The sequence below is a fragment of the Luteibacter sp. genome, from assembly GCF_036500425.1.
Lineage (GTDB): Bacteria > Pseudomonadota > Gammaproteobacteria > Xanthomonadales > Rhodanobacteraceae > Luteibacter.
On sequence record NZ_DASYCB010000051.1, the window covers coordinates 1 to 14,337 of the forward strand.

A 14,337-nucleotide genomic window follows, 5' to 3' on the forward strand; every position below is an offset into this window, starting at 1 on the left:
GCGCGCGATCGCGCGCACGCGCGCTCCTACACGGGCATCGACCATACGGTCGCGTGTGGAATGTCGCGATCTACCGCGAACTGCGGCGAACTCCACCGAACTGGACAAGCCAGATGGACAGGCGCACACTGCGCGGCGTTCCGGTGTTCCGGACCACAGGCAAGGTGAATAGTGGCCAGGATCCTCGTCCTGCACGGACCCAACCTCAATCTTCTCGGCGTGCGCGAGCCGTCGGTCTACGGGCGCGAAACCCTGGCCGATATCAACGCATCGCTGCTGGCGCGTGCCCAGGCGGCCGGGCATGACCTGACGTATTACCAGTCTAACGCCGAGTGGGAGCTGATCAATCGCATCCAGCAGGCACGCGATGAGGGCACGGCCTGGATCCTGTTCAACCCCGCCGCGTTCACGCATACCTCGGTAGCCCTGCGCGATGCGCTGGCCGCGGTAGCGATCCCGTTCATCGAGATCCACCTCTCCAATCCGCATGCGCGCGAGCCGTTCCGGCACCACTCGTATATGTCCGACCTGGCCAGCGGCGTGATCTGCGGCTTTGGTGGCGACAGCTACCGCCTGGGCCTTGAAGCCGCCCTGCTCCGCCTCGCTATTCCCGCGGCCTGAATCCCCTTTCGTGGCGCCCCTGGCGCCCGTCCTACCAACAAAAGGTTTGTCCCATGGACCTGCGCAAGATCAAGAAGCTCATCGACCTGCTCGAGGAATCGAACCTCGCCGAGCTGGAAATCAAGGAAGGCGAAGAAGTGGTCCGCCTGTCGCGCGTGCCGAAGGGCGCGGTTGCCGCGCCGGTCTACGCTGCGCCGGTCGCCGCCGTTCCGGTGGCTGCCGCCCCCGTCGCTGTTGCCGCTGCAGCTCCGGCCGCTGAGTCCGGCCTGCCGGCCGGCCATGTCGTGAAGGCGCCGATGGTCGGTACGTTCTATGCCGCCTCCACCCCGGGCGCCCCGGCGTTCGCGACGGTGGGCCAGCAGGTGAAGGCCGGCGAGACCATCGGCATCATCGAAGCCATGAAGATGTTCAACCAGATCGAAGCCGACGTGGCCGGTACCGTCGTCGCCGTGCTGGTCGAGAACGGCCAGCCGGTCGAATTCGACGAGCCGATGTTCGTCATCGCCTGAGGCCAGACCCATGCTTGAGAAGGTCGTCATCGCCAACCGCGGCGAAATCGCGCTGCGGGTGCTGCGCGCGTGCCACGCGCTCGGTATCAAGACGGTCGCGGTGCACTCCACCGTGGATCGCAACCTGAAACACGTCGGCCTGGCCGATGAATCGGTGTGCATCGGTCCGGGTCCCTCGGTCGACAGCTACCTCAATATCCCGCGCATCATCGCTGCCGCCGAGATCACCGATGCGGGCGCGATCCACCCGGGCTACGGCTTCCTCTCGGAGAACGCGAACTTCGCCGAGCAGGTCGAGCAGTCCGGCTTCATCTTCATCGGCCCGACCGCCGACGTGATCCGCCTCATGGGCGACAAGGTCGAAGCGATCCGCGCGATGAAGGCGGCCGGCGTGCCGTGCGTGCCCGGCTCCGGCGGCCCGCTCGGTGACGATGTCGACGAGAACATCCGCATCGCCCGTGAGATCGGCTATCCGGTCATCATCAAGGCGGCCGGCGGCGGCGGCGGTCGCGGCATGCGCGTCGTGCGCACCGAGGCCCACCTCGCCAACTCTATCGTCATGACCAAGCAGGAAGCGAAAGCCGCCTTCAGCAACGATCAGGTCTACATGGAGAAGTTCCTGGAGAATCCGCGTCACGTGGAAATCCAGGTGCTTGCCGATGGCCAGGGCAATGCAATCCACCTCGGTGAGCGCGACTGCTCCATGCAGCGCCGCCACCAGAAGGTGGTCGAGGAAGCGCCGGCACCGGGGATCACCCCGGAAATGCGCGCCGAGATCGGCAAGGTCTGCGTCGACGCATGCCTGCGTATCGGCTACCGCGGTGCGGGCACGTTCGAGTTCCTGTTCGAAAACGGCCGTTTCTACTTCATTGAGATGAACACCCGCATCCAGGTGGAGCATCCGGTGACCGAACTGGTGACCGGCATCGACCTCGTTCGCGAGCAGCTGCTGATCGCTGGTGGTGAGAAGCTCTCGATCCGCCAGGAAGATATCGTGCTCACCGGCCATGCGATCGAGTGCCGCGTGAACGCCGAAGATCCTGACACCTTCATGCCGAGCCCCGGCACGGTGAAGCGCTTCGAAGCGCCGGGCGGCCCAGGCGTGCGCGTGGATACCCACCTGTACGACGGCTACCGCATCCCGCCGAACTACGATTCGATGATCGGCAAGATCATCGTCCACGGTCCGGATCGCGCCACTGCCATCGCACGCATGCGCATGGCATTGAACGAGACTGTCATCGAAGGCGTGAAATGCAATATCCCGCTGCAGCAGCGGATCATGGCCGATGTCGGCTTCCAGCAAGGTGGGCAGAACATCCACTACCTGGAGAAGCGCATGGCTGAGCAGAAAGAAAAAGAAGCACCACACGCTGAGTAAAAAAATCCCGCCACCCGGCGGGATTTTTTTATCCCGGTTTTCCTAGCCCTTGCGGCGGCCGCTAATGCGCACCCAGTCTTCGAGCTGGCGCACTTCGAGGTCCTCGAACCATTCGGCGTAGCGCACGAGCAATTCCTCGTGTTGGCCAAACAGGATGCCGGATAGCGCGAACGGCGCACCCGGTTTCACGGCTGCCGCGAAGATCGGCGCGAGTTCACCCAGCGGGCCGGCAAGGATATTGGCGACCAGCACATCGGCCAATTCGGTCGGGGCTTCGCCGGGCAGGTACACCTCCAGCAGCTCCGCGACACCGTTACGCTCTGCGTTATCACGCGACGCCACGAGCGCCTGCGGATCGTTATCGATGCCCACGGCGCGCGCCGCACCACATTTCAGCGCAGCGATGGCAAGGATGCCGGAGCCACAGCCATAGTCCAACATGAGCTGACCAGCCATTTGCTGGCCATCCAGCCACTCCAGACACATGGCGGTCGTCGGGTGGGTGCCGGTCCCGAAGGCGAGGCCCGGGTCCAGCCGTACCACGACGATGCCACCGTCTTCCGGCGGCTCGATATTCCAGGGATACACCCACAGCCGCCGCCCGAACGGCATGGGCTTGAACTGATCCATCCACACGCGCTCCCAGTCCTGGTCCTCCACTTCGCGCCAGCGGATGGCTGCCGGCTCGATGAAGGGCAGGTCATCGGCGATAGCGGCCGTGAGGCCACGGCGATCGGCATCGATGTCGAAAAGCGCGTTCAGCACGATCTGGTTCCACAACGGAATCTCACCCACGCCAGGCTCGAAGATCGCCTCTTCGTCGGGCGTTTCCGCATCGGCGTCCTGCAGCGTGATCGACAGCGCGCCCAGGTCTTCGAGGGCAGTTTCCACGCGCGGCTGTTCGGCGGCGCGGATCGTCAGGGAAAGTTCAAGCCAGGGCATCGTCGGGCCAGCGGGACAGGGTGGGACCGACGATTCTACCCGGCGCGCACGCTATGATCGAACGATGTACACCCAGTGCCCCGAGTGCCTCACCGTCTACAAAGTGGAAGCAGAACTGCTGGTGCCCGCCTGCGGCTGCCTGCGCTGCAGCCACTGCGGCAGCATCTTCAACGCGCTGGGGACCCTGGCGGGCCAGCTCCCGCCTGAGCCCTTCACCCGCCTTGTCGAGCACGCGCTGGACCAGGATCCGCCCCAGGCGGATGTCGCCGTGTTTCGCCCGCGCGCGGACGAATCGTTGCCCGGGGCCTTTGACCCGCTGCCAGGCCTGCCTGTCGAAGGCGCGGCGGAACGGGTGGCCGAAGCCACGCCGGCCGGAGAGGACTTCACGCAACTCACCTTCACCCCGAAGTTCGTCCGCGCACCCAAGCGGCGCTCGTGGCGCGGCGCGGCGTGGGTGACGGTGTGCCTGCTGCTGGTCCTCGGCCTTGGTGCGCAGCTGGCGTGGGCCAAGCGCGATTCCCTGGTGGCCGACCCGACCTTCGGCCCGGCTTTGCAGACGGCCTGCACGATGATCGGTTGCCAGTTGCCGCTGGTGGCCGCGCCCGACCAGTTGCGGCTGCTGGCACGCGATGTTGAACAGCATCCGTCTGTGCCCGACGGCTTGCTGATCACGGCCAGCGTGCACAACGATGCGCGCTACGCACAGCCCTATCCCGTTGTCACGATCGTGCTTTCCGATGCGAACGGGCAACGCCTGGCCATGCGCCGCTTCCAGCCGGAAGACTATGTCGGCGACGCCGCGGTGCGCGCCCATGGCCTGACCGGGGGCGCCACGACGGCCATGGTCTTCGAGGTGCAAGACCCAGGCCAGCACGCGGTCGCGTTCGCATTCAGTTTCGAGTGACCATTCGAAAAAATTTCTTTTTGCAAGCCTGCACTTCGCCCCGGCAGGCGAGTACACTCAATCCCCTTCGCGACTTCCGGCCAGCCTTAGGCGGCGCCCGCGTCGCATCCGCGAACCTGAGAACAAGAACCGCACGGAGCCCCCTGGCTTCGGCGCGCAAGAGGGACATGCCTTGAACGCTGTGAGACTTACTGCCGCCGAGGCCGCCAACGAAACCTCCATGCAGAGTGCTCTCAGCGAATGCGTCAGCCGTACCGTGCGCCGTTACCTGGCGGACATCGGCGACACCGAGGGCGGTGAAGGCCTGCACGCACTGGTCATCCGTGAAGTCGAGGGTCCCCTGCTGCGCGAAGTGCTGGCCTTCCACGAAGGCAACCAGAGCCGTGCCGCCGCCGCACTCGGCATCAACCGCGCCACCCTGCGCAAGAAGCTGGCCGCCCACGGCATTTCCTGAGCAAACCGGCCGCCCGGCGTTTGGGCGGCTATAATGGCGCGCTTTCCCCTCCCGGAAAGTAGATATGCCCTCGCCCGACCTCGTCCCCGTCCGCCGTGCGCTCATCAGCGTCTCCGATAAGAGCGGCCTGACCGATCTTGCCCGCCGCCTCGCCGCGGCCAACGTCGAGATCCTTTCCACCGGCGGCTCCGCCAAGGCACTGCGTGACGCTGGCATCCCGGTTCGCGACGTCGGTGACCTCACCGGCTTCCCGGAAATCATGGATGGTCGCGTCAAGACCCTGCACCCCAAGGTACATGGCGGGCTGCTCGGACGTCGTGGCACCGACGATGCAGTGATGGCCGAGCACGGCATCGTCCCGATCGACCTGCTGGTGCTGAACCTCTATCCGTTCGAACGCACCGTAGCGAACCCTGAATGCACGCTTGCGGACGCGATCGAAAACATCGATATAGGCGGTCCGGCCATGCTGCGTGCGGCGGCCAAGAACTGGAACGACGTGGGCGTGCTTACCGACCCGGCCCAGTACGACGCGGCACTCAATGAGATCGAAGCGAACGGTGGCCTTTCGCGCGCTTCGCGCTTCGCTTTCTCCGTTGCGGCGTTCAATCGTGTCTCCAATTACGACGCGGCGATCAGCGACTACCTCTCCGGTGTGACGCTGGATGAAACGCATACGGCCGTTACCGGTCGCGCGGAATTTCCCGCGCAATCGAACGGCCGCTTCGTGAAGGTGATGGACCTGCGCTACGGCGAGAACCCTCACCAGGCTGGCGCGTTCTACCGCGACCTGTATCCCGCCGCAGGCACGCTCGCTACCTTCCGCCAACTGCAGGGCAAGGAACTCTCGTTCAACAATATCGCCGATGCCGATGCGGCGTGGGAGTGCGTGCGCCAATTTGATGCGCCGGCTTGCGTCATCGTGAAGCATGCGAATCCCTGCGGTGTGGCCGTCGCAGCCGATCCGCTTGCCGCTTATGAGCTGGCTTACGCCACCGACCCAACCTCAGCGTTCGGCGGCATCATCGCCTTCAATCGCCCGCTCGATGCGGAGACGGCGAAGGTAATCCTGAAGCGCCAGTTCGTCGAGGTACTGATCGCGCCGGTGGTTGAAGCCGGCGCGGTGGACGAAGCCACGAAGAAAGCCAACGTCCGTGTGCTCGAGATCCCGCTGGGCGCGGGCCGCAACACGCATGACATCAAGCGCGTGGGTTCAGGCCTTTTGGTGCAGACCGCCGACCATCGCCAGGTGACCCGCGATGAATTGAAGGTCGTGAGCAAGCGCCAGCCCACCCCGACTGAACTGGATGAACTGCTGTTCGCCTGGCGCGTCGCCAAAATGGTGAAATCCAACGCGATCGTCTACGCGAAAGACCAGCGCACGATTGGCGTGGGCGCCGGCCAGATGAGCCGCGTGGTCAGCGCGAAGATCGCCTCCCTCAAGGCCGAAGAAGCAGGCCTTGTCGTGACAGGTAGCGTCATGGCCTCCGATGCGTTCTTCCCGTTCCGCGACGGCATCGATGCTGCCGCGGCGGCCGGCATCGCCGCGGTGATCCAGCCGGGCGGGTCCATGCGCGATAGCGAAGTCATCGCTGCCGCCGATGAAGCCGGCATGGCGATGGTCTTCACCGGCATCCGCCACTTCCGCCATTAACGTGTAGGAGCGCGCTTGCGCGCGATCGGCGACGCGGCCAGCTCGATTTATTCCGCGTCGCCGATCGCGCGCAAGCGCGCTCCTACAGGGTTTGCGGTAAGTTGTTTGCGCATGGCGTAGCGTCGGGCGAGCACGGCGCAGGTCATGAGCTGGATCTGGTGGAACAGCATGATTGGCAGAACGATCAGCCCTAGCGGGTGGCCGGCGAACAACACTTTTGCCATCGGTACGCCGGAGGCAAGGCTCTTCTTCGAGCCGCAGAAAACGATGGTGATCTCATCCTCGGTATCGAAGCCCAGCGCCCGCGCGCCGTAGCGCGTCGACAGCAACGCCGCCGCCAGCAACACGATGTTCACCACGACCAGGCCGCCCAGCACCGGCAGCGGTAGCTGGTGCCACAAGCCTTGCAGCACCGCCGCGCTGAACGCGGTGTACACCACCAACAGGATCGAACCGCGATCGACGAAGGTGAGCATGGTCGCGTGCTTGCGCACCCAGCCGCCGATCCAGCGTTGGGCGATCTGGCCCGCGACGAACGGCACGAACAGCTGCACGACGATGGCGCTAATCGAATGCCATGACAGCGCGCCCTGCCCCGACCCCGCGATCAGCAGACCCACGAGCAAAGGCGTGATGAAGATGCCGAGCAAGCTGGAGGCCGACGCCGAGACGATGGCAGCTGGCACATTGCCGCGCGCGATCGAGGTGAACGCGATGGATGACTGCACCGTGGACGGCAAGGTGCACAGGAACAGGATGCCGAGGTACAGGTCGGGCGACACCAGCGGCGCCAGCACGGGCTTCAATAACAAACCGAGCAGCGGAAACAGGGCGAAGGTACTGGCGAGCACGGTGAGATGCAGGCGCCAGTTAGTCATCCCCGCGACCACCGCATCACGCGAGAGCTTCGCGCCGTGCAGGAAAAACAGTAGCGCGATCGCGATATCGGTCAGGACCTCGAAACCCTGGGCGACCACGCCACGACATGGCAGGAGGCTGGCCAGCAGCACGGTAGCTATCAGCGAAAGGGTGAACCCGTCGGGCAGGAAACGGCGCATGGCAGCGGGACGCAGGGTGGGGAGGGGATAGCTGCTATTGCACTGCCACCCTGTTGATAAGGCAAATCGTTTTATCTTATCCAGTGATACGATAAGCGCATGAATGTGTCGATGCGCCAGCTCCGTGCTTTTCTCGCCGTGGCGGGTCACCGGCATTTCCGCCGTGCCGCCGAGGCCCTGCACCTTACCCAACCCGCAGTAAGTCGGCTTATCGCGGAGCTCGAGGCGGAACTCGACGTGCGGCTGTTCGACCGAACCACCCGCGAGGTCGTGCCCACCGAGGCCGGGCGCTACCTGGAACAGGCCCTGGGCCGGGTCCTGGACGAGCTCGATACGGTCCTGGGCCATGCCCGGACCCAGGCGGACCCGCTGCGTGGCCGGGTGCGGATCGCCGCTGTCCCCACCCTTTCCGCCGGTCTGGTGCCCGCAGGCATCGCGCGTTGCACGGCAGGGCACCCTTCCCTTGAGATCATCCTGCGCGACCAGAACCAGGCGCAGGTGTTAGATGCTGTTCGCGGTGGCGAAGTGGACTTCGGCCTGACCGTGGAGCCGGCGACGCACGAAGAGTTCGATGCCGAGACCATCCTGCGCGATCCCTTCCGCCTGGTCTGCCCCGCAAGTCACCCGTTCGCCATGCGCGGCCATGTGCCGTGGGAGGCCTTGTCCGGCGAGCCGCTGGTGTTGCTCGACCACGCCTCGGGCAGCCGACGCCTGATCGATGCGATCCTCGCCCGGCGAGGCGTGGCCGCGCGGGTCGCCATCGAAGTGGGCCACCCGCACACGGCCTTCCGCATGGTCGAGGCCGGCTTGGGTGTCACGGTGACGCCCGCGCTTTCCCTGGATGCGTTACGGCCTGGTCTGGTGGCCCTGGAGCTCACCCCGGAAGAGCACCGCAACGTCACCTTGCTGCGGCGCCGTGCGCGCTCGCTGTCGCCGCCCGCCCAGACCGTCTGGGATACCTTTCGCGACGTCGCGCTCACGCTGGCTTGAACGCGCGAAGGCGATCCTCTGTCGCTTATGGCAGGAGATCGCGCATGACCTATCAGCTGTACTACTGGACCGGCATCCAGGGCCGCGGCGAGTTCGTCCGTCTGGCGCTGGAGGATGCGAAAGCGCCCTACGTCGACGTGGCGCGCGAAGAAGGCGACGCCGTGATGACGGGGTGGCTCGACGGCGACCACGATGGGGCGCTGCCTTACGCGCCACCCTTCCTCAAAGCGGGGCGCCTGGTCATTGCGCAGGTGGCCAACATCCTGCATTACCTCGCGCCTCGGCATAGCCTGGAGCCTGAGGGTGAAGCGAAGCAGATCTATGCCCATCAGTTGCAGCTGACGATCACCGATCTGGTCGCCGAGGCGCACGACGTGCACCACCCCGTTGGCGCCGGGCTGTACTACGAAGACCAGAAGGCCGAAGCGAAGCGACGGGCCGACGAGTTCCGCGAATCGCGAATCCCTAAGTTCTTGCAGTATTTCGAGAAGGTGCTGGAGCGAAATGGCGGCAAGTATGCCTTGCGCGAATTCAGTTACGTGGACCTGTCGCTGTTCCAGGTCATGTCGGGGCTCGAATACGCCTTTCCGAAATGCATGGCGAAGCAGAAGCTGCCGCTACTGCGCGACCTGGCGAAGCGCGTCGCCGCACGACCGAACCTCGCGGCCTACCTGTCCAGCGACCGCCGCCTCCCACACAGTGAAGACGGCATCTTCCGCCACTACGCCGAACTCGACGCCTAACCTTGTAGGAGCGCGCTTGCGCGCGATTGGGGGGTACCGCAACGATGGGTGTCTCCGCGAGCACCCATCGCGCGCAAGCGCGCTCCTACAGGTTTAGTCGGAGCCGGCGGGCTTGGGGGCGGCGCCCCATTCGTAGACCTTGTAGTAGACGGGGCTGATATTGCGGGTACCTGAATCGCGCACCAGCTTGCCGTTTTCGTTGGCCATCACGGTGTACGGGACGCCGTTCTTAGGGGTGACCCGGATCATGGTCAGACGGCCCGCGGTACGGTATTCCTCAACCGTATCCGTACCCTCGGTGTGGACCGTGACCTGCGGTGCGGCGTTGCCATTTCCATCCACCTGGCCGTTGTCCTGCATGGCAGGCAAGTTCGCGGCGGAAACCTTGCTGCCCTGGGCATCCGAGGTGGCCGGTGTCGACTGCGTTTCCGGCGGCGCCTGGTCATACGGTACCGGCCGCTCAATCGGAGCCTGGCCGGAACGGTCCGGCTCGCCCGCCTTGACGCCCGGATCATTCAGCCCCGGCGGCGGCAGCGCCTTCAACTTCGGGTCCTGGGCGGTCTGCGCCGCGGCCGGCAAGGCCAGGGCGAGCACCAGCGCGGCGGCAAGGGCGTGCATGCGGTTCATGGGGGTTCTCCGTACGGGGCTGGAAGCATAGCAAGCCGCGGGTCACACGCCACGTGAACAGGCGGTCCACGGCGGCCCGTGCGAGAATCCCCGGATGCCTACGCTCACGCTCATCGACGGGTCCTCGTACCTGTATCGCGCGTTCCACGCGCTGCCGCCCCTGACCAATGTGCACGGCGAACCGACCGGCGCCTTGTTCGGCATCGTCAACATGTTGCGCACCACCATGAAGGCAGGGTCCGACTACGTCGCCTTCGTCTGCGACGCGCCCGGCCGGACCTTCCGCGACGACCTGTACGCGGAGTACAAGGCCAACCGCCCGTCCATGCCCGACGACCTGCGCGCGCAGGTCGAGCCCATGATGAAGATCGTGGGCGCGCTGGGTTTCCCCATCCTCTGCGTACCGGGCGTGGAAGCCGATGACGTGATCGGCACGCTCGCGCGCCAGGCCAGCGCCGCAGGGATCCACACCGTGATCTCGACCGGCGACAAGGATTTCGCCCAGCTGGTCGGCCCCGACATCCTGTTGATCAACACGATGACCAACACCACGATGGACACCGACGGTGTCATCGCGAAGTTCGGCGTACGCCCGGAACAGATCGTCGATTACCTCACCCTGGTGGGTGACAGCATCGACAACGTACCCGGTGTCGACAAGTGCGGCCCGAAGACGGCCGCCAAGTGGCTTGCCGAGTACCCCGACCTCGACGCGCTTATCGCCAACGCCGACAAGATCGGCGGCAAGATCGGCGAGAACCTGCGCGCGGCCATTCCGCGCCTGCCGCTGTCGCGCGAGCTGGTGACGATCCGCATTGATGTGCCGCTCGACCAGCGCCCAACGGATCTCGCCATGCGCCCGCGCGATCTGGATGCCCTGCGCGAGCTTTACGCGCGCTACGACTTCAAGGCGGCGCTGAAGGACCTGGACAACGGCACCGACGCGACGGCCACCCCCCGCGCCTCCGCGCCTGCCACTGCGCCTTCGCCGCCGGCTCCCGTGATCGCCGAAGATGTCTTTAGCGGCCCCGGCGAGTACGAGCTTGTCCTGACCGAAGATCGCCTCGCCGCCTGGCTGGAAAAACTGGAGACGGCCCCACTTATCGCCTTCGATACCGAAACCACCAGCATCGATGCGATGCTCGCCGACGTGGTGGGTGTGTCGCTGGCCGTGGAAGTCGGCAAGGCCTGCTACATCCCTGTCGCGCATGATTACCCCGGCGCCCCGGCGCAGCTCTCCCGCGAGCACGTCCTGGGCGCGCTGAAGCCGATCCTCGAAGATGCATCGCGCCCGAAGGTTGGCCAGCACGGCAAGTACGACATCAACGTGCTGTCGCACTACGGTATCGAAGTAAAGGGTCTCGCGCACGACACCATGCTCGAGTCGTACATCTTCAACGCCACCGCCACGCGCCACGACATGGACTCACTCGCGCAGCGCTACCTCGGCTACACCACGGTGAAGTACGAGGAAATCTGCGGCAAGGGTGCGAAGCAGATCTCGTTCTCGCAGGTGGATATCGATACCGCGGGCAAGTATGCCGCCGAAGATGCGGACATCACGTTGCGCCTGCATCACGCCTTGTGGCCGCGTCTTGAGGCTGAGCCGTCGCTGCGCTCGGTGTACACCGACATCGAGATTCCCGTGGTGCCGGTGCTGGCGAAGATGGAACAAACGGGCGTGCTCATCGACGCCAACGAACTACGCATGCAGAGCCAGCAGCTGGGCAAGCGCATGCTGGAGCTCCAGCAGCAGGCCTTTACCGCTGCAGGCCATGAATTCAACATGGATTCGCCGAAACAGCTTCAGGTTGTGCTGTTCGAGGAGCTCGGCCTGCCTGCCAAGGTAAAGACGCCGACCGGCCAGCCGTCGACGAACGAGGAAGCCCTTGAGGCGCTGGCCGATTCACACGAGTTGCCACGCTTGATACTCGACTATCGCGGCCTCGCCAAACTGCGTTCCACGTACACCGACAAGCTCGCCGGCATCGTGAATCCGCGCACCGGCCGCGTGCATACCAGCTACCACCAGGGCGCCGTCGCCACGGGGCGCATCAGCTCGTCCGATCCTAACCTGCAAAACATCCCCGTGCGCACCGAGGAAGGCCGACGCATCCGCCAGGCTTTTGTGGCGCCGCCCGGCTGGCGCATCGTCGCCGCCGACTACTCGCAGATCGAACTGCGCATCATGGCTCACCTTTCGGGTGACGAAGGCCTGGTTCGTGCGTTCTCCGAAGGCGGCGACGTACACCGTGCGACCGCGGCCGAAGTGTTCGGCGTGGCGCCCGAAGAGGTCACGACGAACCAACGTCGCGCCGCGAAGGCTATCAACTTCGGCCTGATGTACGGCATGAGCGCCTTCGGCCTCGCCCGCCAGCTCGGCGTTGATCGGGGTGAAGCATCGGATTACATGGCGCGCTACTTCTCACGCTTCGCCGGCGTGCGCGCCTTCATGGATGCCACGCGCGAACAGGCGCACGAAAAGGGCTACGTCGAAACCTTGTTCGGCCGTCGCTTGTATCTGGAGAACCTGAAGTCACGAAACCAGGCCCTACGCGCCGGTGCTGAGCGTGCCGCGATCAACGCACCCATGCAGGGCACCGCCGCTGACATCATCAAGCGCGCCATGATCGCCGTCGCGGCATGGATCGAGGGCCGTGATGATGTGCGCCTGCTGATGCAGGTACACGATGAACTCGTGCTCGAAGTGCGCGATGACGCGGTCGAGGCCGTAAAGGTTGCGATTGAAACGAAGATGAGCGGCGCGGCTTCCCTTAACGTTCCGCTTCAGGTCTCGGTGGGCGTGGGCGCGAACTGGGATGAGGCGCATTGATCCGCATTTAGACGTCTAAATCGTAAGATTTTCGTTTACATGCTTCATTTGAAGTGCGCCAAACCATTGATTCGCATAGCCATGAACACGCCCTGACTTTTTTTCAGGATTCATTGCAACTTTCACCCCGGTTAGCCGTCTATATCTACGGACGCACGCAACGGCGTCCCATCGGTGGGCCCCACCTCCCTGGGGCCGCCTCCGTGGATGGTCGGTCTTCCCCTGGGCCGACCATCCCACCCCGGCCCCGGCAGCTCCCCTGGCTGCCGGGGTTTTTTTTCGCCCTAACCCGCATTCCGTTCTCCGCGGCTTGGCCGGCAAGCGTGAGGGATCCAGGATAGTCGTGCAAATAGCTAAGTTATTGACATGGATAGATATTAAGAACGTTCTCATGAGAATTTTGCCCAGATTTTCGAAGTCCCCTGTAGGAGCGCGCTTGCGCGCGATGGGCGCTCGCGACAGGGATGATCGCGCGCAAGCGCGCTCCTACAGGGGGTGTTGCGGCGTGTCTTGACACCGGTGTCAGTCCCGTTACACCCTGATGACGAATCCGGTGCGGGGGCACTTCGGATGGCGTGATTCACGCTTGGTCCAAAGCGGTGGGGAAATCGGGGATGCTTTTTCTCGCGGGCGATATCGGCGGTACGAACGGCCACGTTGCGCTTGTGCGTGTGGCTGACGACCTCGTGGGCGATATTGAGACGCTCGCCTATCGCGTGTTCCCTTGCGCGGCGTTCCCGTCGCTCGCCGATCTGCTGAAAACCTTCATCGACGCCGAGGTTCGTGCCCCGGTCTCGCACTGCGTGCTGGCGTGCGCTGGCCAGGTGATGGGCGACGAGGTCGCGCACGACAACCTGCCCTGGCCCGTGCAGGTCGACGCATTGCGCGCCGCGCTGGGGCTGGCCGACGTTACCGTCCTCAACGATTTCGAAGCGCTGGCTTACGCCATTGAAGGGCCGTTGGCCGCGAGTGGTCGGCACCTGTGCGGCCCGCCGACGCGTGGTCACGGGCCGTCACTGGTGGTCGGCCCGGGGACAGGACTAGGCGCCGCCGTGTATGTGCCTAACGCCGCCGGCGGGACCGTCCTGACGACGGAAGCGGGGCAGATGGACTTCGCACCCCACTCCCTCCGCGATCGTGACGTACTTGCCTACCTGGCACCCGGGGGCGGCTATGTGCCCGTCGAGCAGATCGTCTCGGGGCCAGGGCTTCTCACCGCGTACGAGGCCCTATGCGCGCTGGATGGCGAGGTGGCGACACTGAGCACACCCAAGGCTGTCACGGCGGCGGCGGCTTCGCAGAGCGACAAACATGCCGTGGAAGCCGTGGCGCTGTTCTGCGCAGCCCTGGGCAGCTTCACGGGCAACCTCGCGATGAGCTACATGCCGACCGGTGGCATCTTCCTGGCCGGCGGATTTCTCTCCTCCATCTTCGATCTGCTCAAGCACAGCGCCTTTGAAGAGCGGTTCCTGCATGGGCGCAGCGTCCGGGCCATGCTGGCGGAAGTGCCGGTGTGGGTCACCGAGCATGGCTGCCATGGCGTGCAGGGCGCGGCGCGCTGGTACATGCGCCACCGCGCGGCGATCCGCGCGTCCACGTCGGAGGGTGCTGCCGCATGATG

Annotated in this window: 13 protein-coding genes; 10 read left to right on the forward strand and 3 right to left on the reverse strand. The window is 65.0% G+C overall.

What is annotated here, in order from left to right; translation table 11 throughout:
- The first annotated feature begins 171 nt into the window (after window positions 1-171).
- From aroQ to accC, 3 genes are read left to right on the forward strand one after another with little or no spacing between them, the layout of a single operon-like run.
- Window positions 172-621, forward strand: a complete 450-nt coding sequence (gene aroQ / locus VGN46_RS12420; protein ID WP_331644024.1) for a type II 3-dehydroquinate dehydratase — start codon at window positions 172-174, stop codon at window positions 619-621.
- Window positions 622-674: 53 nt separating this feature from the next.
- Window positions 675-1,130 carry an acetyl-CoA carboxylase biotin carboxyl carrier protein gene (accB, locus tag VGN46_RS12425; protein ID WP_331644025.1) on the forward strand — a complete coding sequence of 152 codons (456 nt, stop codon included), beginning with the start codon at window positions 675-677 and terminating at the stop codon, window positions 1,128-1,130.
- A gap of 10 nt (window positions 1,131-1,140) precedes the next feature.
- A complete protein-coding gene (gene accC / locus VGN46_RS12430; protein WP_331644026.1) occupies window positions 1,141-2,511 on the forward strand; it encodes an acetyl-CoA carboxylase biotin carboxylase subunit in 1,371 nt (456 codons plus the stop codon).
- A 42-nt stretch (window positions 2,512-2,553) separates the two neighbouring features.
- Here the strand turns inward: accC and prmA are convergent, their stop codons facing one another.
- The gene (gene prmA / locus VGN46_RS12435) at window positions 2,554-3,453 is read right to left on the reverse strand and encodes a 50S ribosomal protein L11 methyltransferase (RefSeq protein WP_331644027.1); all 900 of its coding nucleotides are present in this window, start codon (window positions 3,451-3,453) and stop codon (window positions 2,554-2,556) included.
- 64 nt (window positions 3,454-3,517) lie between these two features.
- Between prmA and VGN46_RS12440 the strand changes: the two genes are divergently transcribed.
- The 3 genes from VGN46_RS12440 to purH all read left to right on the forward strand — a co-directional run bounded on the left by VGN46_RS12440 (window position 3,518) and on the right by purH (window position 6,465).
- Window positions 3,518-4,357, forward strand: a complete 840-nt coding sequence (locus tag VGN46_RS12440; protein ID WP_331644028.1) for a zinc-ribbon and DUF3426 domain-containing protein — start codon at window positions 3,518-3,520, stop codon at window positions 4,355-4,357.
- A gap of 220 nt (window positions 4,358-4,577) precedes the next feature.
- Window positions 4,578-4,811, forward strand: coding sequence for a helix-turn-helix domain-containing protein (locus VGN46_RS12445; protein WP_247331966.1), 234 nt, complete (start codon window positions 4,578-4,580; stop codon window positions 4,809-4,811).
- A 64-nt stretch (window positions 4,812-4,875) separates the two neighbouring features.
- Window positions 4,876-6,465: a bifunctional phosphoribosylaminoimidazolecarboxamide formyltransferase/IMP cyclohydrolase gene (gene purH, locus VGN46_RS12450; RefSeq protein WP_331644029.1), complete on the forward strand. Its 1,590-nt coding sequence runs from the start codon at window positions 4,876-4,878 to the stop codon at window positions 6,463-6,465.
- A 47-nt stretch (window positions 6,466-6,512) separates the two neighbouring features.
- Here the strand turns inward: purH and VGN46_RS12455 are convergent, their stop codons facing one another.
- Window positions 6,513-7,523 (reverse strand): bile acid:sodium symporter family protein, encoded by a 1,011-nt coding sequence (locus VGN46_RS12455; RefSeq protein WP_331644030.1) that lies wholly within the window; start codon window positions 7,521-7,523, stop codon window positions 6,513-6,515.
- 99 nt (window positions 7,524-7,622) lie between these two features.
- Here VGN46_RS12455 and VGN46_RS12460 point away from each other — a divergent pair, with 99 nt between their 5' ends.
- A complete protein-coding gene (locus tag VGN46_RS12460) occupies window positions 7,623-8,513 on the forward strand; it encodes a LysR family transcriptional regulator (RefSeq protein WP_331644031.1) in 891 nt (296 codons plus the stop codon).
- Between the two features lie 44 nt (window positions 8,514-8,557).
- Window positions 8,558-9,256, forward strand: coding sequence for a glutathione S-transferase (locus VGN46_RS12465; protein ID WP_331644032.1), 699 nt, complete (start codon window positions 8,558-8,560; stop codon window positions 9,254-9,256).
- A gap of 93 nt (window positions 9,257-9,349) precedes the next feature.
- On the opposite strand, the gene VGN46_RS12470 is transcribed toward VGN46_RS12465, so the two are convergent.
- Window positions 9,350-9,883, reverse strand: a complete 534-nt coding sequence (locus tag VGN46_RS12470; protein ID WP_331644033.1) for a DUF2782 domain-containing protein — start codon at window positions 9,881-9,883, stop codon at window positions 9,350-9,352.
- 94 nt (window positions 9,884-9,977) lie between these two features.
- Here VGN46_RS12470 and polA point away from each other — a divergent pair, with 94 nt between their 5' ends.
- Together polA and VGN46_RS12480 are read left to right on the forward strand one after the other, a co-directional pair.
- A complete protein-coding gene (polA, locus tag VGN46_RS12475; protein ID WP_331644034.1) occupies window positions 9,978-12,716 on the forward strand; it encodes a DNA polymerase I in 2,739 nt (912 codons plus the stop codon).
- Window positions 12,717-13,330: 614 nt separating this feature from the next.
- On the forward strand, window positions 13,331-14,335 hold the full coding sequence (locus VGN46_RS12480) for a glucokinase (protein ID WP_331644035.1): 1,005 nt from the start codon (window positions 13,331-13,333) through the stop codon (window positions 14,333-14,335).
- Window positions 14,336-14,337 lie beyond the last annotated feature (2 nt).